The following is a 22,860-nucleotide window of genomic DNA, read 5'->3' on the forward strand; positions in this document are numbered from 1 at the left end:
CTTCCACCGCTGAATCAGCCCATCGTTCCTGTGCCGAAGCGATCTGCCGTGGTATAATCGCCAGCGCATCCCGAAGCGCCGCAAGCGCCAGACACACGAACCTATGCACATCGTACTCAACGGCATGTTCTGGCCCGAGCCAAACACCGGCAGCGGCCAATATCTGCACGGCCTGCTCCAAACCCTGCCCCAGATGGCCCCGCAGCACCGCTACACCGTGGTGGTGCCGCGCTACCGCGCCTCGGGGCCGCTGCCCCAGGGCGGCGCGGTGGCGCTGGTCGAAGCCCCGACCCCGCTGGATGGCGTGGCTCGCCAGCTCGCTAAGCTGTGGTTCGAGCAGGTCGCCTTCCCCCGCACCGCCGCCCGGCTGCGCGCCGACGCCCTGTTTGTGCCCTACGCCGCCGCGCCGCTGCTGGCCCCCGCGCCGGTGGCCACCACCGTGCACGACATTATCTGGCAGCTGCTGCCCGAGTATCGCGGCAAGCGGCTGTTTCGGCTGTACGCCCGGCTGGTGGTGGCCGCCACGCGCCGCGCCGCGCGGATCTTCGCCGACTCCGAGCACACGCGGGGCGACATCATCGCCCACCTGGGCATCGCGCCGACGCGGGTGAGCACTGTGCTGCTGGCCGCCGGGCCGCAGTACCGCCCGCTGGATGTGGCCGAGGCGCGTGCCGAGGTGGCGCGTCGCTACGGGCTGGAGGGGCCGTTCGTGTACTACGTGGGCGGGCTGGACGCCCGCAAGAACGTGCCCACGCTGCTGCGGGCCTGGGCCGCGCTGGCCCGGCGCGGCGGGCTGGGCGGCGCGGCGCTGGCCGTGGCCGGGCGCGCGCTCTCGGGCGATAGGCTGCTGTTCCCCGACATCGACGGGCTGATCGCCGAGCTGGGCCTGGGCCAGAGCGTGCGGCGGCTGGATGTGCCCCGCGAGGATGGCCCGCTGCTCTACAGCGCCGCCACCGCCTTCGCCTTCCCCTCGCGCTACGAGGGCTTCGGCCTGGGGCCGCTGGAGGCCATGGCCTGCGGCGCGCCGGTGGTGTGCTCCAGCGCCAGCAGCCTGCCCGAGGTGGCTGGCGACGCCGCGCTGCTGGTGGGGCCGGATGATGTGGAAGGATGGGCCGATGCGATCGGGCGGCTGCTGGCCGAGCCGGGCCTGCGCCAGCAGCTGCGCGAGCGTGGCTTCGCCCGCGCAGCCCAGTTCAGCTACCAGCGCGCCGCCCGCGAGATCGTGAGCCAGATCGAGACCCTGCGAGGAACCAACTGATGAAAGTGCTGATGATCTCCCACTCGCTCGTGACGCGCTCGAACCACCGCCTGCCCGAGGAGCTGGCCCGCATCCCAGGGGTCGAGCTAGAGGTGTTCACGCCCGAGTGGTGGCCCGAGGAGAGCCGCAACGTGCGGCAGGAGAAGCTGACCGACCCCTACTACCGCGTGCGCCTGGGCCGCGCGTGGTTCCCGCGTGCGCCCCTGCCCAACGAATTTGTGTTCCGCAGCGGGCTGGCCAATGCCATCCGCCAGTTCCAGCCCGACCTGATCGACGCCAGCGAGGAGCCGTTCAGCGCGGTGATGGGCCAGATCCTGCTGCTGCGCCGGGCGCTGGCCCCCCGGTCGCGGCTGGTCTTCTACTCGTTCCAGAACATCCTCAAGCGCTACCCGCCGCCCTTCAGCACAATCGAGCGCTGGGCCTTCCGCGAGGCCGCCGCCGCCTGCGTCTCGGTGCGCGAGATCGGCGATGTGCTGCGACGCAAAGGCTACGCGGGCGAGGTGGCGATCAATCCGCCCGGGGTGGATGAGGCGCTGTTCCGCCCGCTGCCCGGCGTGCGCAGCGAGGTGCGCGCCGCGCTAGGCATCGCGCCCGAGGCGCAGGTGCTGGGCTACCTGGGCCGCCTCACCCCCGAGAAGGGCATCGAGGAGCTGGTGGGGTCGCTGGCCGAGCAGCCCGGCGTGCGCGCCCTGATCATCGGCGGCGGCGACCGCGTGCCGATCGAGACCCAGGCCCGCAAGCTGGGCGTGGCCGACCGGCTGGTGTTCACTGGCCCGGTGAACCGGCTGGACATGCCGCGCTACTTTGCGGCCATGGATGCGCTGACCGTGCCCTCGCGCACCACGCCGCGCTGGAAAGAGCAGTTTGGCCGGGTGGTGGCCGAGGCCATGCTGTGCGGCGTGCCGGTGCTGGGCAGCAACAGCGGCTCCATCCCCGAGGTTCTGGCGGGCAACGGCGTGATCTTCCCCGAGCGCAGCTCCAGCGCCCTGGCCGACGCGGCCTGGCTGGTGCTGGGCCAGCCGCAGTTCGCCCAGACCATGGCAGAGAAAGCCCGCGCCTACGCGCTGGAGCACTACACCTGGGGGCAGGTGGCCGCGCAGCGCCACGAGGTCTACCGCCGCGTGCTGGGCGAGGGCTAGCGCCCCTCACCAGACTCTCATCTGCGCGGCGATTGACAGTTACGAAAGTTCTTGCTATCATAAATGGCGGAAGGGGAGTAGCAACCCGCACATGTGCGGGTCGGTCTGTCGTCAGTACAGCGCAGCGCGATGAAACGTCGCCAAACGCTCGGCAGGCTGAATGTGCGTAGCACATCTCGCGAGACCTCCACGACACTCGATGCCGTGGGGTACTCGCTTTTTTTATACCCACGGCCAATCCAGGGAGGATTCTCAATGATCTGGCTGTGGGTCGGCTTTAACCTCTTCGTCCTCGCCATGCTCGCGCTCGACCTGGGCGTGTTCCACCGACATTCGCACGCCGTATCTGTCCGCGAGGCTGCCACATGGAGCGTGGTCTGGATCTCGCTGGCCATGCTGTTCAACGTCGGCATCTACTTCTTCTGGGGTCAGCTCGTGCCCGGCAGCACCCTCTCGAATAGCGATGCGGCGCTGTCATTCCTCACCGGCTACCTGATCGAGAAGTCGCTGAGCGTGGACAACATCTTCGTGTTCGCGCTGATCTTCGGCTTCTTCGCAGTGCCCGCGCACTACCAGCACCGCGTGCTGTTCTGGGGCATCCTGGGCGCGCTGGTGATGCGCGGCGCGATGATCGGCGTGGGCGCGGCGCTCATCCACGAGTTCCACTGGATCATCTGGATCTTCGGCGCGTTCCTGATCTTCACCGGCATCCGCATGGCTATGCACCAAGATGCCGAGATCCACCCCGAGAACAACCCGCTGATCAAGCTGGTGCGCCGCATGATCCCCGTGACCGAAAACTACGAGGGCGACCGCTTCTTCATCCGCCGCGCGGGCAAACTGCTGGCCACGCCGCTGCTGCTGGTGCTGATCGTGGTGGAGACGACCGACCTGGTGTTTGCGGTGGACTCGATCCCGGCGATCTTCGCGGTGACAAGCGACCCCTTCCTGGTCTATACCTCAAACGTGTTCGCCATCCTGGGCCTGCGCTCGCTGTACTTCCTGCTGGCCGGGGTGATGGATAAGTTCCACTACCTCAAGCTGGGCCTCTCGGTGGTGCTAGTGTTCGTGGGCGTCAAGATGCTGCTGCCCGACGTGAGCGAGCTGCTCACCGGCGTGTCGTACAAGATGCCCACGGCGCTCTCGCTGGGCGTGATCGGCCTAGTGCTCGGCGGCTCGGTGGTGGCGTCGCTGGTGCGCGCCCGCCGCGAGGAGTCTCGCGAGGCCGCTGGCAAGCTGGCGGCGTAGGGACCATTTACCACGAAGGCGCGAAGGCTCCAAGAGAAATATGCGCTCGCCGCCTGCTGGTTTTCCACCACATGGCCGCGAGCGCACCCTGAATAAGAATTTCCTTGTCGCCGCTGGCCATATCCGCCAGCGCGGGCGAGAAACTCTATCGATACAAAGGTCTAGGCATTCAGCTTCGTGCGATCAACACTGGCTGGAGGGAAGCTATGCATATCTGGAACACAGTGAAGACCACAGCCCTGCTGGCGGCGCTGACCGCGCTGTTTGTGGTGATCGGTGGGGCCGTGGGCGGGCAGACGGGCATGGTGATCGCGTTCGTGATCGCCGTGGCCATGAACATGGGCACCTGGTGGTTCTCCGACACCCTGGCGCTGCGTATGAGCGGCGCGCAGGAGGTGAGCGAGGCCGAGGCCCCCGACCTCCATCGCATGGTGTCCGAGCTGTCGGCGCGGGCGGGCATCCCCAAGCCGCGCGTCTACCTGATCGACAGCCCCACACCCAACGCGTTCGCCACGGGCCGCAGCCCCAACAAGGGCGCGGTGGCCGTCACCACGGGCATCGCCCGCATCCTCAGCTACGACGAGCTGGCGGGCGTGGTGGCCCACGAGCTGGCCCACATCAAGCACCGCGACACGCTGATCTCCAGCGTGGCGGCCACGGTGGCCGGGGCGATCACCATGCTGGCCGAGATGGCGCAGTGGGCGCTGCTGTTCGGCGGGCTGGGCGGCTCGGATGAGGACGACGGCGGCGGCGTGGCCGGGATGGTGGGCGGCCTGCTGATGATCTTCCTCGCGCCGATCGCGGCGATGATCATCCAGATGGCGATCTCGCGCGCCCGCGAGTACAGCGCCGACGCCGGTGGCGCGCAGATCCTGGGCGACCCGCTGCCGCTGGCGCGGGCGCTGGAGAAGCTGGAGCAGGCCGCGAACATCGTGCCGATGCAGGCCTCGCCTGCGACCTCGCACCTGTTCATCGTGAACCCGCTGCGCGGTGGCATCGGCAGCCTGTTCCGCACCCACCCGCACACCGCCGAGCGCGTGGCCCGCCTGCGGGCAATGGCGACCAGCGGGGCCGTGGCGGCGTAGGAAACGGGAGAACCGTTTACCACCAAGGCTCCAAGGCACCAAGGGGGCCGTTTACCACGAAGGCGCGAAGGGGAAGAGAGACAGGAGGGCACAATGCCCTCCTGTCTTTTTTGTTTGGGGAAAAGTGATTATGCGGCGTTTTGGTCTGATTGTTGGTCGTGGGAGATGGCCTTAGGGAAACAAAACATGGTAGCGCTGTTTTTCCCATGTTCCAACACCGTAGGGGCGGGTTGTATGCCCGCCCGCAGCACAAGCATTGCGTCTTTGTGCATCCTAATGCGCCGTGCCGAAGGCGCGTTGGCCGTTTTCCGCTTGCCCTGGGGCCTTCGCGCTTCCCTTGGGCCTTTCCACAACGAAGACCCCAGCCGCGCGATCCGCATCTTTTTCCCAAACACACCGCACACAACGAGCATAAGGCCCCAAAATCATCCAGAACCTTGGTGTCTTGGAGTCTTGGTGGTTTAACACCTTCGCGCCTCCGTGGTTCATTAGAATGCGAACAGGAAGGCCAGATCGTTGACGTTGGTGTTGGTGGGGCCGGGGCGCAGCAGGTCGCCCAGGGGCGCGAAGAAGCGGTAGGCGTCGTTGCGGGCCAGGTGGTCGGCGGGGTCGAGGCCGAGGGCCTGGGCGCGGGCCAGGGTCTCGCCAGTGACGACCGCGCCCGCCGCGTCGGTCGGGCCGTCGCCGCCGTCGGTGGCCAGGGTGACGAGCGCCACGCCGGGCAGGCCTGCCATATCGGCCACGGCGGCTAGGGCCAGCTCCTGGTTGCGCCCGCCCAGGCCGTCGCCGCGCAGGGTGACGGTGGTCTCGCCGCCCAGCACCACGCAGGCGGGCCGAGGCAGCGGGCTGCCGCTGGCGGCGATCTCGCGGGCCACGGCGGCCAGCAGCCGCCCAGCCTCGCGGGCCTCGCCCTGCAGGTAGGTGGTGAGCAGCAGGGTGCGCAGCCCGGCCCGCTGGGCCTGGGCCAGGGCGGCCTGCGCGGCCAGCGGGTTGCTGCCGATGATCAGGTTCTGCACCCGGGCCAGGGCGGGATCGCCGGGCTTGGGCGTCTCCTCGGCGTGGCCAGCGGCCCCGCGCCGCAGGTGCTCCAGCACGGGCGCGGGGGCTTGCCCCAGGAGTCCGTAGCGCTCCAGGGTGCCCAGCGCATCGGCGTAGGTGCTGGGGTCGGCCACGGTGGGGCCGGATGCGATCACGTCGAGCGGGCTGCCGACCACATCCGAGAGGATAAGTGCGGCCACGCGGGCCGGGGCGGCCATGCGGGCTAGCCCGCCGCCCTTCACATTGTCCAGGTGCTTGCGCAGGGTGTTGATCTCGCCGATGCTCGCGCCGCAGCCCAGCAGCAGCGCGGTGAGCTGCTGGATGTCGGCCAGCGACACGCCGGGCGCGGGCGCGGTGAGCAGGGCCGAGCCGCCGCCGGAGATCAGGGCCAGCACCAGATCGCGCTCGCCAGCGCCCGCCAGCAGCGCGGCGATCTGGCGCGAGGCGGTCACACCGCGCTCATCGGGCACGGGGTGGGCGGCATCCAGCAGGGTGATAGGCCCGGCACCATCGCCGGTGTGGCCGTCCTTCACCACCACCGCGCCGCCCGCCAGCAGGCCGCCCAGCGCCTGGGCGGCGGCGGCGGCCATGGGCGCGCCCGCCTTGCCCGCGCCCACCACCAGCACGCGGTCGATGCTGGCCCGCTGGTAGCGCACCCCGCCGATGGTGATGGCCTCGTCATCGACGTGCAGGGCGGCGCGCACAGCGGCGGCTGGCTCCACGGCATCCAGCGCTGCGGCCAGCACGCGGGCTATCGTCTCGCCGTGGGGGTGCGCCCGCAGCGTGTCGGTGAGCAGTCGGCTGTAGTCCATGGCGTGTGTTCCTTTTCTCTCCGGCGGTGCTTTTCTGTTCGCTATTGTATACGCTGATAGTTGGGAGTGTAGTTAAATATCTTGGAAACGTGCTTTTTGAGCTATACCACCGGTATGTCGACCGTAGGCAATGCTTGCAGCGTTGCTCGGTCGACATGGCTGCGGCCTCGATGGTGATGGTTGCTCGTGGTGGGTGGGTGGGTGCCCTACGCGGGCGGCGGCTAGGGGCCAGCCCCTAGCGACCCCGCGAGGGGGCATCGCCCCCTTCGAAGCCCCAATTTTTAGTGTTCCTATGCCGAATGCTGGCGGCTGGTGTTCGTGCATATGGCCATCAAACCTTCTGCGGCACCTTCGCCGCATGGGCCGGGTGGAATGAGAGATGTACTATTCCCTGCCCTATTTGTGCCCTTCGTGCCTTCGCGTCTTCGTGGTGACAAGCGGCACCTTCGCCGTATGGGCCGGGTGAGATGAGCGGGCGGGCACGAGACCCGCCCTATTATTCCATGCTCCCTGATTTTTGACCCCTATTTGTCCCTTCGTGCCTTCGCGTCTTCGTGGTAAATGGTGTTCTTAGTGCCTTGGAGTCTTGGTGGTAAAACGTTCTGCCCTACCAGCGGCCCTCGACCTGGGCGCGGATGAGGCGGTCGTAGACCTCGCGCACCTTCTGCATGGCCACATCGTCGAGCGGCGGCAGGTCGGCGGCGGCGGCGTTCTGGGCGGCCTGCTCGGGCGTCTTCGCGCCGGGGATGGCGCATGAGACCTCGGGGAACATGGTGATCCAGCGCAGGGCCAGCTGGGTCATGGTCGCGCCCTCGGGCACCAGCGCGCGCAGCTCCTCGGCGGCCTGCAGGCCCGTCTCGTAGTCCACGCCTGAGAAGGTCTCACCCTGGTCGAAGGCCTCGCCGTGGCGGTTGAAGCTGCGGTGATCATCGGCGGCGAACTGGCTGCTGCGGGATAGCTTGCCGGTGAGCAGGCCGCTGGCCAGGGGCACGCGGGCCAGGATGCCGACGTTACGCTGGGCGGCGGCGGCGAAGAACTGCTCGGCGGGCTTGAGCCGCAGCATGTTGAAGATGATCTGCACCGTGGTCACATTCGGCCACTCGATGGCGCGCAGGGCCTCGCTCACTTTCTCCACGCTCACGCCGTAGGCGCGCAGCTTGCCCTCGCGCTGCATGTCGTCGAGCGCGGCGAAGACCTCGGGGTTCTCGTAGACCTCGGATGGCGGGCAGTGGAGCTGGAGCAGGTCGAGCGCGTCGGTCTCCAGGTTGCGCAGGCTGCGCTCCACGAAGGCGGTCAGGTTCTGCTTGTTGTAGCCCTCGGCGGTGTGCGGGTCGAGCCTGCGGCCCGCCTTGGTGGCCACGGTGAACGGCTCGGGGCGCTCGCGCCGCAGCCGGGCCAGCAGCCGCTCGCTGCGGCCATCGCCGTACACATCCGCCGTGTCGAAGAAGTTCACGCCCGCGTCAAGCGAGCGGTGCAGCGCCGCCATCGAGGCCGAGTCATCCACATCGCCCCAGCTGCCGCCCATCGCCCACGTGCCGATGCTGATGGCCGAGACGCGGTAGCCGGTGCGCCCAAGCTCGCGATACTCCATGGTGAATCTCCTTGCTGTGCGGGGTTCGGCGGCACCAGCGCCGCCGTATGGCCTCCCCATCGCACATATTGTACCCGCGTTCGAGCGGATAGACCACGCGGGGCGGCGCTCCTCACGAAGGAGCAAGGGGAGGAGGGGGTGCGCCGCTTGATCGCACGCATCACGCTGCGGGCAATGATCGCAATGAGTCTTCTAGGGCTTTTCCGGGTTGATGAGGCGTGCTCGGGTGCGGCGACCCGAGCGTACGCAATGCTTTTAGTGTTGTCCGTTCGGCCCGACTGGTTGCGGCTTCGATGTTGATGGTTGCTTTTCGTTGGTTGGTGTGTGCCCTACGCGGGCGGCGACTAGGGGCCAGCCCCTAGTGACCCCGCGATGGGGCTGCGCCCCCTTCGAAGCCCCAATTTTGGGCGTTCCCGTGCTGTCATCTGGCTGCTGGTATTCGTGCATATGGCCATCAAAACACACGCGGCACCTTCGCCGCATGGGCCGGGCGGGTAGAGTTGGCACGATCTCTATTTCTCAAGATTTTGCGTCCCCTTGGTGCCTTGGAGTCTTGGTGGTAATGAATCTTCGCGTCTTCGTGATATTCGTTCTTTTGCGTTCTCTTGGGGGTCTTGACGCCCTGGTGGTCTGGTTCTTCCGCCCGAGTGGTTTGGCCATCCGGCGTGGTACACTGGCAGGGAAATAACAGAGTAAGGAGGGATGCGATGGCATTTACGATGGTGGGCGACATCCCGGTGTGGGGCGAGCACGACGAGGCGACGATCGCCCAGATCCAGCGCTGCGCCGCCGACGAGGAGGCCGCCGCCGCCGCGCTGATGGCCGACGGCCACAAGGGCTACTCCATGCCGATCGGCGGCGTGGTGGCCTACCGCGAGGCGGTCAGCCCCAGCGGCGTGGGCTACGACATCAGCTGCGGGCTGAAGGCGGCCCGCACCAACATCCGCGCCGAGGATGTGCGGCCCCAGATCGCGCAGGTGATGGACGAGGTGGCGCGCACCGTGGTGTTCGGCCTAGGCCAGACCAGCGGCCTGGCGCGCGACCACGAGCTGTTCGACGACCCGGCCTGGCGCGACCTGCCCGAGCTGGGCAAGCTGAAGCCGATGGCCCGCGAGCAGCTGGGCACGGTGGGCAGCGGCAACCACTTTGTGGACATCCTGGAGGATGAGGAGGGGCTGATCTGGGTGGCGGCACACTTCGGCAGCCGTGGCCTGGGCCACCGCACCGCCAGCGGCTTCCTGAACCTGGCGGCGGGCCGCAGGTTCGACGACAAGGCCCCCGGCGAGAGCATGGATCAGCCCGCCACGCTGATCTCGCTGCGCGACGATCTGGGCCAGAGCTACTGGCAGGCCATGGAGCTGGCCGGGCGCTACGCCTACGCCGGGCGCGACTTCGTGGTGCAGCAGGTGCTGGACATCCTAGGGGCCGAGGCCAGCGAGAGCGTGCACAACCACCACAACTACGCCTGGAAAGAGCGCCACGGCGGCGAGGAGCTGGTGGTGGTGCGCAAGGGCGCGACCCCGGCGTGGCCAGGGCAGCGCGGCATCATCGGCGGCTCGATGGGCGATATCAGCGTGATCGTGGAGGGCGTGGAGAGCGAGGAGGCGGCGCGGGCGCTGCGCAGCACGGTGCACGGCGCAGGCCGCGTGATGAGCCGCACCCAGGCGGCGGGCAAGCGCCGCTGGGCCAAGCGCGGCGGCAGACAGGTGCAGGAGCAGGTTAGCCCTGGGCTGATCAGCCGCGAGATGATGATGGAGTGGCTGGCCCGCGAGGGCGTGGAGCTGCGCGGCGCGGGCACCGACGAAAGCCCCCACGTCTACCGCCGCCTGCCCGAGGTGCTGGCGGCCCACGCGGGCAGCATTCGCATCCTGCACACCCTGCGCCCGCTGGGTGTGGCCATGGCGGGCGAGGCCGATTTCGACCCGTTTAAGGATTGATTTTTATTCTGCTGCTTCCTCTACCTTGATCTGTGAGGGCCGCTCAAGGTAGAGGGCTATGTTGCGTAGTAGAAAAAATCACCCTGAACGAGGCCTATGGCTAAGAACTTGTTAACAAGACTACGACTTCAGACGGATGCACGGTTCACTCGGATGGAGTATATACGTAGGTTTGGAATGAGCGTATACTGGTCTCAGTTCAATAGATATCGGTAGCAGCACGCACATCGCTTGAGCGCTACCACATCCCCCTCTCTCAGCCACCTTCGGTGGCTTTTTTGTTTTCTGCGCCATCCCCTGGCACGCTATGTGCTTTCTCCTCTGATCAGAACGGCAACGTAGTGACGAGAGGAGAATCCAATGACGTACGATCCGAATCGACCGCTGAACCCCACCATCAACGCCACCGCCACCGAGCGCCAGATCGACACCGCCGCCGAGCACGCCGACAGCGCGATCGACAGCACCGCCGAGAAGGCCAAGCAGCTGGTGCACACCGCCAGCGACAAGGCCGCCGATGCGGCCCACATCGCCGCCGACAAAGCCAGCGAGCTGAAGGATAAGGCCGCCCACACCACCGCCGATCTGAAGGACAAGGCATCCAGCGCAGCCAGCCAGGCGGCGGCCAGCGCCGACGCGGCCACCACCACGGTGGGCGAGAAGATGCAGGATGCCGCCACTATGCTGCGCGAGAAGGCCCCCAGCACCGGCAGCGTCGGCCAGGCGGCCAGCGCCACCGCCGACACCCTGGAGCGCGCGGGCAGCTACCTGCAGGAGAAGGATCTGCCCAGCATGAAGGCCGACCTTGAGGCCATCATCCGCCAGCACCCCACCGAGTCGCTCCTGATCGCCTTCGGCGCAGGCTTCCTGCTGGCCCGCAGCTCAAGGAGATAGGCCATGACCGAGCGCGAACCGTCCGTCGGCACGCTGGTCTCCAGCATCGTCGGCGATGTGCAGGCCCTCGCGCGCCAGGAGATCACCCTAGCGCGCGAGGAGATCCGCGAGGAGCTGACCACCGCCAAGCAGGCGGGCATCAAGCTGGGCATCGCGGCTGCGGTGCTCGGCGTGGGCACGCTCTTCCTGCTGATCGCCCTGGCGTTTGGCCTGAACGCGCTGTTTAGCTGGCCCACGTGGGCAGGCTTCACCCTAGTGGGCGTGGTGGCCGCCGTGGTCGGCGGCATCATGCTCGCGGCTGGCCAGAAGCAGGCCAAGGAAGTGCACCCTGTGCCGGAGAAGACGATAGAGACGCTGAAGGAGAATGCGGAATGGATAAAAGATCGGACGACATCCGACAGGATATAGAGCAGACCCGCGCCTCGCTCGATGAGAAGATCGACCTGCTGCAAAACAAGGCCAGCGAGGCGGTGGAGCAGACCCGCCAGATCTTCGATGTGAGCCACCAGGTCGCCGAGCGCCCATGGGTGGCGCTCGGGGCGGCAGCTATCGCCGGGTATGTGCTCGGCACCCTGGGCGAGGAGAAGCAGCACGCGACGGCAGCCTACACCGCAGCCGAGACACCGCACGCCTACAGCGCGCCGAAACCCTCGCCGGTGGATGCGATCAAGGACAAGGGCCGCGACGTGGCCGCGATGTTCGATGACGAGATCGAGATGCTGAAGCTGGCCGCGATGACCACGCTCACGGGCTTCCTGCGCGAGGCCGCGATCGAGGCGGTGCCCGCGCTGCGTGGCCAGATCGAGAAGCTGATGGGCCAGAGCGACGAGAGGCGCAGCGCCGCCCCAGGCTACGCGCGCTCCACCTCGCCCGGCAGCTCGATGGCCAGCGACACCAGCGCCGCGCGGATCAACAACGACGCCATCCCATCCAACAATCTCTACGGCAGCCCGCCAACCCCGACCGAGAAGGCCGAGCACGAGGGCTACTACCGCACCTATCAGCCAGATGAGGACGAGCGCGCGGTCGGCCACACCCGCTAGCCACAGCTTTCAGCGCAGCGCCCGAGCGACCCCTACGCTCGGGCGCTGCGCTGCCTACCCCTCGCTGCGCTGCTGGAACATGCGCGGCGGCACTACCCCCACTTGATCCATATACTTGCCGTGGCGGTCGTCGTAGGCCACCTCGCAGTCCTCATCGCTCTCGAAGAACAGCACCTGGGCGATGCCCTCGTTCGCGTAGATGCGGGCGGGCAGCGGCGTGCTGTTGGTCAGCTCCAGCGTCACATAGCCGCGCCAGCCCGGCTCGAACGGCGTGGTGTTGACGATGATGCCGCAGCGGGCGTAGGTCGATTTGCCCAGGCACACGGCCAGCACGTTGCGCGGGATGTGGAACAGCTCGACCGAGCGGGCCAGCGCAAACGAGTTTGGCGGAATGTCGATATAGTCCGCCTTTATGTCAACGAAAGAGCGCTCATCAAACTTCTTGGGGTCGACCAGCGAGTTAAAGACGTTGGTAAACACCTTAAACTCATCGGCCACGCGCATATCATACCCGTAGGACGAAAGCCCGTACGAGATGATCCCCTCGCGCACTTGGCGATCCACAAATGGCGCGATCATGCCCTGCTCAAGCGCCATCTTTCGGATCCAGCGATCCGCCTTAATGGACACAGCTGTGCTCCTTCTAGCTTGGTTTAAGTGGGCGCATTATACCCGCAAACCAACGACCGCCATACATACGGTCCAACAGAGGCTGTATGGGTTGTGTCTACTGCCCATGGATGCCTTGGTGGCGAATCTTTTTCCTACGCGCTTTCCTAGTATTCGTGTCCCTTTTGTCCCCTTGGTGCCTTGGTATCTTGGTGGTAAAAATCTTCGCTATCGAGATTGCAGAATCCCGCGCTTCCCACTACAATAGCCCTCGCTTCATCAGCCCCACTAGCCCTGCAAGGAAGGCGCGCTATGGCCAAAAAGCGCATCACGGTGGTCAACGACCACGCCGAGTTTCTCGCCCTGCTGTCCGAGTTTCTAGAGGAAGAGGGCTACGAGGTTATGACGCTCCCAAAGCATCAGGGCGCGTTCGAGCAGATCAAAAACAGCAAGCCCGACATCGTGGTCTGCGACCTGATGTTTGACAATATCCCCGCCGGGTGGGCGCTGCTCGACATGCTCTACCTCGACCCCGCGACCCGCGATATTCCCATGATCCTGTGCACCGCTGCCACCCAGGCGATGACCGAGATCATCCCCTCGCTCACAGCCAAGGGCATCGTGTGGCTTGAGAAGCCCTTCGAGCTTGAGAAGCTGCTGGCGATCTTGAGTAAGATCGAGACAAACCCAGCGGCGAAGATGCGCCGGATCAGCTCGGCGGAATAGTGCAAAAAAACAGGGCCGCGCGGCAGGAACTATCCCGCCGCGCGGCCCACACCGCAGCCGCTAGGCCCAGCGGCGCAGCAGCCGCAGGCCGTTGGCGCACACCAGCAGCGTCGAGCCCTCGTGCCCGACCACGCCCAGCGGCAGCGGGATGTCGCCGAGCAGCGCGAACACCACCAGCACGGCGATGACCGTGAAGGCAAAGCCCAGGTTCTGGCGCACCACCCGCTGCCCGCGCCGCGCCAGGGCCAGCGCGCCCGGCAGCTTCGACAGTTCGTCGCCCATCAGCAGCACGTCGGCGCTCTCCAGCGCCACATCGGTGCCAGCCGCGCCCATGGCCACGCCCAGCGACGCCGTGGCTAGCGCGGGGGCGTCGTTTACCCCGTCGCCCACCATCGCCACCGGCCCATACTTGGCCTGCAGCTCCTTGATCGCATCCACCTTCTGGTTGGGCAGCAGCTCGGCGCGGATCTCATCCACCCCCAGCGCGCCGCCCAGAGTCTGTGCCACCGTGCGGTTGTCGCCAGTGAGCAGCGCCACATGGATGCCCGCCTCGCGCAGGCGGCGCACCGCATCGGCGGCCTCGGGGCGCACCGTGTCGGCGATCGCGATCAGGCCCCACACCGCCTCGCCATCGCCCACGGCCACCACCGTGCGGCCCTGGCGCTCCTGGGCATCCACCTCCACCGCCACATCGGGCGTGAGCGTGAACAGCGAGGGCCGCCCGATCCGCATGCGGCGACCGCACACCTCGGCGCTCGCGCCCGTGCCGGTGGCCGCCTCGAAGGCGGTTGCCTCGGGCAGGGCCACCTCGCGCTCCTGCGCACCCTGCACGATGGCCTTGGCCAGCGGGTGCTCCGAGGGCTGCTCGATCGCTGCCGCCACCGCCAGCAGCCGGAACTGGTCAGGCGTCAGATCGCCCAGCTGGTCGTCGTGCGGGCGGGCGTGGCACGCGAGGCACGGCAGGCTGGCGGGCAGCCGCCCCGGCCCGCCCACGGGGATGATCGCCACCACGCCGGGCCGCCCGGTGGTGAGCGTGCCGGTCTTGTCGAAGGCCACCACCTTCACCCGCGCCGCCGCCTCTAGGTGCCGCCCGCCCTTGAACAGCACACCGCCGCGCGCCGCGCTGGCCAGCGCCGAGAGCAGCGTGGCCGGCACCGAGATGACCAGCGCGCAGGGCGAGGCCACCACCATCAGCGTGAAGGCGCGGTACAGCGTGGTGGAGAGATCCCAGCCTAGAAACACCAGCGGGATGAGGATCGCCAGCAGCGTGATGCCGACCACCGCGTAGGCGTAGTACTGGCCGATCACGCGGTCGGTGAAGTCCTGGCTGGCAGCCTTCTGCTCGCGGGCCTCGCGCACCACCTGCACGATCCGCGCGAGCGTGGAGTCGCCCACCGGCGTAGTCACCCGCACATCCAGCGCGCCCTGGCCGTTGATCGTGCCCGCGAAGGTGCGGCTGCCCACGCGCTTCTCCACCGGCATGGACTCGCCCGTGATCGAGGCCTCATTCACCGCCGACTCGCCCTTCACCACCGTGCCGTCGGCGGGCACCTGCGCGCCGGGGCGAACCAGCACCACGTCGCCCACCACCAGCGCCTCGACTGGCACGCTGGCCAGGATGCCGTCGCGGTAGACCTCGGCCTCCTTGGGGGTCATGTCCAGCAGGGCGCGGATGGAGGCGTGGGTGCGCCCCATCGCGTAGGTCTCCAGCGTATTGGAGAGCGAGAACAGGAACATCAGCACTGCGCCCTCGCGCGGCTGGCCGATCCAGGCCGCGCCCACGGCGGCGATGATCATCAGGAAGTTGACGTCGAACTGGCGCTCCTTCAGCGTAGCCCAGGCCTCCTGGATGCTGTAGAAGCCGCCGCTGGCGTAGGCCACGGCGTACATCGCCCAGATCGCCGCCTGCGGGATGGCCGGGAACGACTCGCCGACCCACCCCGCCACCGTGGTGACAAGGCAGAGGATGGTGAGACGGATCATCCAGGGAAGCTGGGCGATCTCGGCCTCTTCTTCAGAGAGCTGCGTGCTGGGCACCACACGCCCCGGCGCGCCCTGCTGAATCACATGTGCGCTCATGGCTATTCTCCCTCCTGCTGAAGCACCTGCCGGTCGTCGGGGGCGAGCTTGACCAGCAGATCCTCGCCGAGGCGCGCGAAGATCCGCTGGGCGAACAGCTCCATCCAGATGAACTGGCGGGCGATCAGCACCATGTTGGTGTTGGTCGTCACGGTGGCGGTGGTGGTGGCGTGGCCGCTAGAGATCAGAAACTCGCGCTCATCCGCCACCACGATCATGGTCTCCTGCATCCGGTGCAGCTCGGTCTCGCGGCGGGGGTGGCGCACCACCTGCCCGGCGGTGAACGGCGCGCCGCCGGTGAGGATCACGCCCAGTTGCACGCCGCGCTCGGCTGCGCCGCCCAGCAGGTCGCGCAGCTCCTCCACATCCGGGTCGGAAAGCACCAGCATCAGCTCAGTCTTGGCGCTGGCGATCAGCTCGGCGGCGTACTGCAGGGCCTCGCGCCGCCCGCCGAAGTTCCAGAGCCGCCCCTCATCCTGCTGGCGGTACAGCGGCTGCAGCCGCTCGCGCAGCGAGGCCACGCGGGACTGCATCTCCTGCTCGTAGCGGTCGAGCAGGGTGTCGGGCGGAACCGGGCGGTAGAGCGTGGCCTTCTCCTCTTGGGTCTTCAGGGCCGCGCCGCGCGCCTCAAGCCGCCCCAGCGCCTCGTAGACCATCGAGCGCGGCACGCCAGCGGCCTTGCTGATCTGGTAGCCAGTGGTGGGGTGCTCGCGCAGCAGCGCCAGGTATACTTTGGCCTCGTACTCGGTCATCCCAAGGGCGAGGAGCTGATCGGTAATGTCCATGGTTTCTCTTTAGTAATCTTTTTCCGAACTACTACGAGAAAGTATAGCGCCGCCCCAGGCAGATGTCAAGTAAGAGTTTAGCTTATTTGGCTTTCTGATCAGAAATATTAGACACAATGTAGGCATAATGTTAGCCTGTACTAATAAAGACAAATGAAATTGTTTTTATTCAAAACCATGCCTCTTGTGCAGAAACACTTTACACTTTCCCTCGCGCCCAACCCCGTGCAACACAAAGCCCCCAGGTGCCCAAGGCACCTGGGGGCGGGTAGACAGGAGCCGAGCGCTAGTCGGCTGGCTCGATATACTGCGGCGGCACGGCCCGCGCCAGGAACACGCCGCTGTCGGCCTGGTAGAAGGCCAGGCCATCGGCGTGGGCGGCGGCGGCGCGGATGCGCAGGATGGTCGGCTCGGGGTCGCGGCGGCGGCCCGTGAGCGCGGCCAGCGCCAGGTCGTCGGTCATATGCACATACTGGCGGTTCATAGGCCGCAGGCCCTGGGCCGCGATCGCCGCCACAAAGCGGCGGGCGGTGCCGTGCAGCAGCAGCGCGGGCGGCTGCACCTGCGGGTAGCTCACCTCGGCATCCAGCGAGTGGCCGTAGATCGCGCGGATGTCGCCATCCACGATCTCGTAGCGGCGCTTCTGCTGGGTGGCGATCACCTCCTCTAGGTCGGCCAGAGTCAGGCTGGCCCAGCCGCGCTGCCGCCGGAGCGCGGCCACTAGCTCGTCGGCGGGCACAAAGCCCTCGGCGTCCAGCCGTAGGCCAAAATCGCCCGCGCGATGGCGCAGGACCAGCGCTAGCATCTTTGAGAGGCGCGTGCGCTGCGTCTCATCCATCATATTCCTCTCAGTCCAGCCGCGCCACCACCTTGACGCCGTTCGAGGCCATGTGGTGCAGGAACAGCACATGGTGGAGGTCGGCATCGTGGGCGTAGATGCCCAGCTCGCTGGCGGTCGCCACCGGCGTATCAAACGTATCCACAATATCGGCGGGCACCACCACAGTGCGCTCGATGCCCAGCGCATTGGCCTCCAGCCGCAGGTGCATGGCCGCCTGGTAGGCGCACAGGTCGCTGCAATCGCCCACCACGATGAAGGTGTCCAGCTCGGGGATGGTGTCCACCCACATGCCCAGGCTGGTGCCGATATGCGAGTTGATCGAGCCTTTGGGGAAGATCGCGATCTCGCTGTAGAACGGCAGCGCCTTCAGCTCATCCACCGCCTCGCTCTCCTCGGTGCCCACGATGCAGTGGGGCGGGTAGACCTGGAACTCGGGCGAGTCGGGCGCGTGGGTGTCCTGGGTCAGCGCGAAGTGGCGCACACCCAGCGCGTAGGCCCGCTCGAACAGCGCAGCGATCGGCTGGGCGATCCGGCCCACGCGCTCGCTGGCCAGCGGGCCAGCCTTGCAGAAGCCGTTGATCACATCGATCGAGATGATCGCCACCTTCTCGGGCCTGCCCGCGATCAGCTCCTCCAGCGACTGTGGCCCCAGGCCGCCATACCAGCCCTCCAGGTAGCCCAGAAACGGCTTCGAGCGCTCTGCAAGATTCAGCGATGGTGTGGTCATACACTTGCTCCTTGTTTTGACTGCTCATCCAGACGGGCCTCGCGCCAGCGGAAGACAAACTGCTCGTCGCCCCGGTCGCGGGCGAAACGGTAGAGGGTGGTGGGACGCCCGCGCCCCTCGCGGCGCATGCCGGTGTCCTCCAGCACGCGGGCATCCTTGATCTTGCGGTAGAAGTTGCCCTTGTCCAGCTTCTCGCCCAGGATCTGCTCGTAGATCTGCTTCAGCTCTAGGATCGAGAAGATCTCGGGCAGCAGCTGGAAGGCCAGCGTGGTATACTCTAGCTTGGATCGCAGCCGGTCGGTCGCGAGGCACAGGATGCTCTCGTGGTCGAAGGCTAGCGCGGCGGGCAGCGCCGCCACGGGGAACCAGCGCACGTCGGTGCTCTCATCCGAGACCCGCAGCTGCTGCGACTCGGCGCGGATGATCGCCATATAGGCCACGCTGATCACGCGGGTGCGCGGGTCGCGCCCAGGCGTGCCAAAGGTGTAGAGCTGCTCAAGGTAGAGGTCGTGCAGGCCGGTCTCTTCCTCTAGCTCGCGGCGGGCGGCCTCATCCAGCGACTCGTCGATGCCCACGAAACCGCCGGGGATGGCCCAGTGCCCCTCGTACGGCCAGTTGCCGCGCTCGACCAGCAGCACATGCAGCTGGCCCGAGATCAGGGTGAAGATCACCACGTCGACCGTGACGGATGGGCGGTCGTAGTGGGCTGGGTCGTAGTTTTCGGCGGTTTCTTTCATAGGGAGCGCTCCTTAGTGTCATATTGACACTAATTATAGACCTCCACCCCGCCCTTGTCAAGGCCCCGCAGCAGCAAAGAGCAATACTGCCCATCCTATCCTAACTTCCCCTCTCCACTTTTTTTTGCCCTGCGCGCCCTCGTGCTCTACCGCCCTTTTTATCCCCTTGGTGCCTTGGAGTCTTGGTGGTAAAAAACCTTCGTGCCTTCGCGCCCTCGTGGTAAACGGTTCTTTTGTCCCCGTGGTGTCTTGGTGGTAAACGGTTCTTTTGTGGCCTTGGTGCCAAAAAACCTCGCGCCCGCGTGGTAAAATCGCACCGCCCAACTTGACACCACCCACAGATACTGGTAGTATAGTGGCGTGTCACGCGGGAGTGGCGCAATGGTAGCGCATCTGCTTCCCAAGCAGAGGGCTGCGGGTTCGAATCCCGTCTCCCGCTCCACCTACGGAAAGAGCCAGCAGGCGTGCCTGCTGGCTCTTTTTGCATGGCCCGGCGCAGAATTGTAACTGCGAAAAACTCATGGTAAAATAGGGGCCATTCGGCGTGCGAAGAGCACGCCAATCATTTAAACTTGTGCCTTAGCACTCTAGCAGTGCGAGTGCTAAAATCCCATGAGCACGCTCGGATACGAACCAAGACTTTGTAGTTATGGCGGAGCGTCGACGATGTCAGCAGAATTAAGCGAGCGGCGGCGGCTTATCCTCAAGCTGGTCGTCCTAGAATTCATCGACACCTCGACCCCGGTAGCATCGGAGCTGCTGGTGCGAAAGTACAGCCTGCGCGCCTCCAGCGCCACCATCCGCAACGAACTGGCCGCGCTGGAGGACATGGGCTTCCTGACCCACTGGCACACCTCGGCGGGCCGCGTGCCGACCGATGCAGGCTACCGATTCTTTGTCGAGAACCTGATGGACTGGGCACCGCTGCCCGCCAGCGAGCAGCGCACCATCCGGCATCAGTTCTACCAGGTTCGCACCGAGCTGGACCAGTGGATCCAGCTTGCGGGCGCGGTGCTAGCCCGCACCGCCCAGAACGCCTCGGTGGTGACGCCGCCGCGCGCCTACCAGTCGCGCTTCAAGCACATCGAGCTGATCTCCATCCACGACACCACCATCCTGATGGTGCTGGTGCTGCACGACGGCACCATCCGCCAGCAAACGCTGACGCTGGACACCGCCTTCGCCCAGGATGAGCTGAGCCGCCTGGCCGCCCGCATCAACGAGCGGCTCTACGACGCGCCGGTGGCCAAGATCGAAGAGGTGCGCCACCAGCCGGTGCTGCTGATCTCGGGCGCGGGCGAGCTAGAGGGCCTGGTGCTGGAGCTGGTGATCAAGGCCATGCGCCAGTTCGAGGATCAGTACAACAGCGACATCCACAGCGACGGCCTGATGGAGATCCTCTCGCAGCCCGAGTTCAGCCAGGTCGAGCGCATCCGCCAGATGGTCGAGATCCTGCAGAGCGGCAAGGGCCTCAGCCCGCTGATCATGCAGGCCATGGCATCGAGCAACGGCGTGCAGATCGTGATCGGCGGCGAGCACGAGCGCGACGAGATGCGCGAGTACAGCGTGGTGCTGGCCCGCTACGGCATCAACGGCGACATGGCCGGGGTGCTGGGCGTGATCGGCCCGACCCGCATGGCCTACCCGCGTACCATCTCGGCGGTGCGCTACCTCTCGGCGGTGATGAGCGATATGCTCACCGACCTCTATGGAGAAGGTAAGGCGTAGCGCTGTCGCAGCCTACGCTCTGATTTTGATAAGGAGTGGACCGTACTATGACCGACCAGCAAACCAACCCCGAGGAGACCCCGGTTGTCGAGGGCGAGGTGGTGAGCGCCACCAGCGAGCAGGATGCCCGGATCGCCCAGCTGGAGCAGGAGGTCGCCCAGTATAAGGATCAGTTCCTGCGCGCCAAGGCCGACTTCCAGAACTACAAGCGCCGCACCGAGCAGGAGCGCGCCGAGCTCATCCGCAGCGCGAGCGCGGGCCTGCTGCTGAAGCTGCTGCCGGTGGTGGATGACATTGACCGCGCTATCGGCAGCGTCACCGCCGAGATCGCCGACTCGCAGTGGTACGGCGGCTTCAAGCTCATCCCGCAGAAGCTGCGCACCCTGCTGGAGAGCGAGGGCGTGGCCGCCATCGAGTCCGTGGGCCAGGAGTTCGACCCCAACAAGCACGAGGCCGTGATCTACGACGAGAGCGGCGAGGGCGAGACCACAGTGGTGGTGGCCGAGCTTCAGAAGGGCTACACGCTGCGCGACAAGGTGCTGCGGCCCGCCATGGTGAAGGTCGGCAAGGCGTAGGAACAACCATAGGCAGAGAGCAAGGGCAGCGCGCCAGCGCATGATCCCGCTGCTCCCTGCCTTTTTCTGCTTTTTTGGAGAAATACATGGCACGTATTATCGGCATTGACCTTGGCACAACAAACTCGGTGGTTGCGGTGATGGAGGGCGGCGAGCCGGTGGTCATCGCCAACGCCGAGGGCAACCGCCTGACGCCATCGGTCGTGGCCGTCAACAAATCGGGCGAGCGGCTGGTGGGCCAGGTGGCCAAGCGCCAGGCCGTCACCAACCCCGAGAACACCGTGTTCTCGGTCAAGCGCTTCATGGGCCGCAAGCTGAGCGACACCCACGTGCAGCGCGACCGCGAGCTGGTGCCCTACCGCATGACCGAGGCCCCCAACGGCGACGTGCGCGTGCTGATGGGCGGGCGCGAGTACTCGCCCCAGGAGGCCTCGGCCATGGTGCTGCAGAAGCTCAAGGCCGACGCCGAGGCCTACCTAGGCGAGACCGTGACCCAGGCCGTGATCACGGTTCCGGCCTACTTCAACGACAGCCAGCGCCAGGCCACCAAGGACGCGGGCAAGATCGCCGGGCTTGAGGTGCTGCGCATCATCAACGAGCCGACCGCCTCGGCGCTGGCCTACGGGCTAGACAAGCAGGGCAAGGATCAGGTGATCATCGTCTACGACCTGGGCGGCGGCACCTTCGACGTGTCGGTGCTGGAGCTAGGCGACGGCGTGTTCGAGGTGAAGGCCACCAACGGCGATACCCACCTGGGCGGCGACGACTTCGACCAGCGGATCGTGGACTGGCTGATCAGCGAGTTCAAGAAGGAGAGCAACATCGACCTGCGCACCGACCGCACGGCGCTCCAGCGCCTGAAGGAGGCGGCGGAGAAGGCCAAGATGGAGCTTTCCACGGTGATGCAGTCCGAGATCAACCTGCCCTTCATCACCGCCGACGCGACCGGCCCCAAGCACCTGAACCTCACGCTCTCGCGATCCAAGCTGGAGCAGCTGGTGGGCGACCTGATCGACCGCTCGATGGCCCCGGTGCGCCAGGCGCTCTCGGACGCGGGCCTGCGCCCCAACGACATCGACGAGGTCATCCTGGTGGGCGGGCAGACCCGCATGCCAGCGGTGCAGGAGGCTGTGCGCAAGTTCTTCAACAAAGACCCGCACAAGGGCGTGAACCCCGACGAGGTGGTGGCGATCGGCGCGGGCGTGCAGGCCGGGGTGCTGGCCGGCGAGGTGACCGATGTGCTGCTGCTGGATGTCACCCCGCTGACCCTGGGCATCGAGACCATGGGCGGCGTGATGACGCCGCTGATCGAGCGCAACACCACCATCCCCACCCGCAAGAGCCAGACCTTCTCGACCGCCAGCGACAACCAAAACAGCGTCGAGATCCACGTGCTGCAGGGCGAGCGCGCCGAGGCCCGCTTCAACAAGTCGCTCGGGCGCTTCGTGCTGGATGGCATCCCCGCCGCCCCGCGCGGCGTGCCCCAGATCGAGGTGACGTTCGACATCGACGCCAACGGCATCGTGAACGTGACCGCGCTGGACAAGAACACCGGCAAGCAGCAGAAGATCACCATCACCGCATCATCGGGCCTGAGCGACGACGAGATCGCCCAGATGGTGCGCGACGCCGAGGACCACGCCGAGGACGACAAGAACCGGCGCGACCTGATCTCGGCCCGCAACAGCGCCGACGGCCTGCTCTACAACGCCGACAAGACCCTGCGCGAGCACGCCGACAAGATCGACGAGACGCTCAAGGCCGAGCTAGAGGCCAAGGTCGCCGCGCTGCGCGGCACGCTGGACGGCGAGAACATCACCGAGCTACGCAACAAAACCGCCGAGCTATCCGTCGCACTACAGCAGGCCGGTCAGGCCATCTACGGGGCACCCTCGGAAGAGGGTGCGGTGGAAAACGAGCAGAATAGCTAGCAAGCGGCACAGCCCCGCGGGCCCCCCCAGGGGGGGGGGGCGCCCCCGCCCCCCCGGGCCAAAACCAGTGTGAAAAG

20 protein-coding genes and 1 tRNA gene are annotated in these 22,860 nt (G+C 66.5%); 13 read left to right on the forward strand and 8 right to left on the reverse strand.

Annotation, left to right across the window (positions count from 1 at the left end):
• Positions 1 to 103 precede the first annotated feature (103 nt).
• From F8S13_08400 to htpX, 4 genes are all read left to right on the forward strand, one after another.
• A complete protein-coding gene (locus F8S13_08400) occupies positions 104 to 1,258 on the forward strand; it encodes a glycosyltransferase family 4 protein (protein ID KAB8143907.1) in 1,155 nt (384 codons plus the stop codon).
• Positions 1,258 to 2,397: a glycosyltransferase family 4 protein gene (locus tag F8S13_08405; GenBank protein ID KAB8143908.1), complete on the forward strand. Its 1,140-nt coding sequence runs from the start codon at positions 1,258 to 1,260 to the stop codon at positions 2,395 to 2,397. The genes F8S13_08400 and F8S13_08405 overlap by 1 nt, the downstream gene beginning before the upstream one ends.
• A 255-nt stretch (positions 2,398 to 2,652) precedes the next feature.
• Positions 2,653 to 3,645, forward strand: a complete 993-nt coding sequence (locus F8S13_08410; GenBank protein KAB8143909.1) for a TerC family protein — start codon at positions 2,653 to 2,655, stop codon at positions 3,643 to 3,645.
• A gap of 206 nt (positions 3,646 to 3,851) precedes the next feature.
• Complete coding sequence (gene htpX / locus F8S13_08415) at positions 3,852 to 4,730, forward strand: zinc metalloprotease HtpX (protein KAB8143910.1); 879 nt, start codon at positions 3,852 to 3,854, stop codon at positions 4,728 to 4,730.
• A gap of 488 nt (positions 4,731 to 5,218) precedes the next feature.
• On the opposite strand, the gene F8S13_08420 is transcribed toward htpX, so the two are convergent.
• Positions 5,219 to 6,580 carry a DUF4147 domain-containing protein gene (locus tag F8S13_08420; GenBank protein ID KAB8143911.1) on the reverse strand — a complete coding sequence of 454 codons (1,362 nt, stop codon included), beginning with the start codon at positions 6,578 to 6,580 and terminating at the stop codon, positions 5,219 to 5,221.
• A 607-nt stretch (positions 6,581 to 7,187) separates the two neighbouring features.
• Entirely contained in the window at positions 7,188 to 8,171 is a 984-nt protein-coding gene (locus F8S13_08425) for an aldo/keto reductase (protein ID KAB8143912.1), read from the reverse strand.
• Positions 8,172 to 8,878: 707 nt separating this feature from the next.
• Here F8S13_08425 and F8S13_08430 point away from each other — a divergent pair.
• The 4 genes from F8S13_08430 (at position 8,879) to F8S13_08445 (ending at position 12,045) form a co-directional block, all read left to right on the forward strand.
• The gene (locus F8S13_08430; GenBank protein ID KAB8143913.1) at positions 8,879 to 10,108 is read left to right on the forward strand and encodes an RtcB family protein; all 1,230 of its coding nucleotides are present in this window, start codon (positions 8,879 to 8,881) and stop codon (positions 10,106 to 10,108) included.
• 360 nt (positions 10,109 to 10,468) lie between these two features.
• The gene (locus F8S13_08435) at positions 10,469 to 11,002 is read left to right on the forward strand and encodes a hypothetical protein (protein ID KAB8143914.1); all 534 of its coding nucleotides are present in this window, start codon (positions 10,469 to 10,471) and stop codon (positions 11,000 to 11,002) included.
• Between the two features lie 3 nt (positions 11,003 to 11,005).
• Complete coding sequence (locus F8S13_08440) at positions 11,006 to 11,410, forward strand: phage holin family protein (GenBank protein ID KAB8143915.1); 405 nt, start codon at positions 11,006 to 11,008, stop codon at positions 11,408 to 11,410.
• Entirely contained in the window at positions 11,374 to 12,045 is a 672-nt protein-coding gene (locus F8S13_08445) for a DUF3618 domain-containing protein (protein KAB8143916.1), read from the forward strand. The genes F8S13_08440 and F8S13_08445 overlap by 37 nt, the downstream gene beginning before the upstream one ends.
• A 54-nt stretch (positions 12,046 to 12,099) precedes the next feature.
• On the opposite strand, the gene F8S13_08450 is transcribed toward F8S13_08445, so the two are convergent.
• Entirely contained in the window at positions 12,100 to 12,675 is a 576-nt protein-coding gene (locus F8S13_08450) for a dCTP deaminase (protein ID KAB8143917.1), read from the reverse strand.
• A gap of 291 nt (positions 12,676 to 12,966) precedes the next feature.
• Between F8S13_08450 and F8S13_08455 the strand changes: the two genes are divergently transcribed.
• Complete coding sequence (locus F8S13_08455) at positions 12,967 to 13,380, forward strand: response regulator (GenBank protein KAB8143918.1); 414 nt, start codon at positions 12,967 to 12,969, stop codon at positions 13,378 to 13,380.
• A 60-nt stretch (positions 13,381 to 13,440) separates the two neighbouring features.
• Here F8S13_08455 and F8S13_08460 read toward each other — a convergent pair whose 3' ends face one another.
• From F8S13_08460 to F8S13_08480, 5 genes are all read right to left on the reverse strand, one after another.
• Complete coding sequence (locus tag F8S13_08460) at positions 13,441 to 15,459, reverse strand: heavy metal translocating P-type ATPase (protein KAB8143919.1); 2,019 nt, start codon at positions 15,457 to 15,459, stop codon at positions 13,441 to 13,443.
• 2 nt (positions 15,460 to 15,461) lie between these two features.
• Positions 15,462 to 16,244, reverse strand: a complete 783-nt coding sequence (locus F8S13_08465) for a TrmB family transcriptional regulator (protein KAB8143920.1) — start codon at positions 16,242 to 16,244, stop codon at positions 15,462 to 15,464.
• Positions 16,245 to 16,530: 286 nt separating this feature from the next.
• Positions 16,531 to 17,169, reverse strand: a complete 639-nt coding sequence (locus F8S13_08470; GenBank protein KAB8143921.1) for an RNA 2'-phosphotransferase — start codon at positions 17,167 to 17,169, stop codon at positions 16,531 to 16,533.
• Positions 17,093 to 17,812, reverse strand: a complete 720-nt coding sequence (locus F8S13_08475; protein ID KAB8143922.1) for an isochorismatase family protein — start codon at positions 17,810 to 17,812, stop codon at positions 17,093 to 17,095. Before F8S13_08475 ends, F8S13_08470 begins: the two co-directional genes overlap by 77 nt.
• A complete protein-coding gene (locus tag F8S13_08480) occupies positions 17,809 to 18,549 on the reverse strand; it encodes an NUDIX hydrolase (protein KAB8143923.1) in 741 nt (246 codons plus the stop codon). The genes F8S13_08475 and F8S13_08480 overlap by 4 nt, the downstream gene beginning before the upstream one ends.
• 367 nt (positions 18,550 to 18,916) lie before the next feature.
• Between F8S13_08480 and F8S13_08485 the strand changes: the two genes are divergently transcribed.
• The 4 genes from F8S13_08485 (at position 18,917) to dnaK (ending at position 22,783) form a co-directional block, all read left to right on the forward strand.
• Positions 18,917 to 18,991: transfer RNA gene (locus tag F8S13_08485), tRNA-Gly, on the forward strand.
• 224 nt (positions 18,992 to 19,215) lie between these two features.
• Complete coding sequence (gene hrcA, locus F8S13_08490) at positions 19,216 to 20,277, forward strand: heat-inducible transcription repressor HrcA (GenBank protein KAB8143924.1); 1,062 nt, start codon at positions 19,216 to 19,218, stop codon at positions 20,275 to 20,277.
• A 47-nt stretch (positions 20,278 to 20,324) separates the two neighbouring features.
• Entirely contained in the window at positions 20,325 to 20,852 is a 528-nt protein-coding gene (gene grpE / locus F8S13_08495; protein KAB8143925.1) for a nucleotide exchange factor GrpE, read from the forward strand.
• Positions 20,853 to 20,938: 86 nt separating this feature from the next.
• Positions 20,939 to 22,783 (forward strand): molecular chaperone DnaK, encoded by a 1,845-nt coding sequence (gene dnaK / locus F8S13_08500; protein ID KAB8143926.1) that lies wholly within the window; start codon positions 20,939 to 20,941, stop codon positions 22,781 to 22,783.
• The last annotated feature ends 77 nt before the right edge of the window (positions 22,784 to 22,860 follow it).

Source organism: Chloroflexia bacterium SDU3-3, assembly GCA_009268125.1.
Lineage (GTDB): Bacteria > Chloroflexota > Chloroflexia > Chloroflexales > Roseiflexaceae > SDU3-3.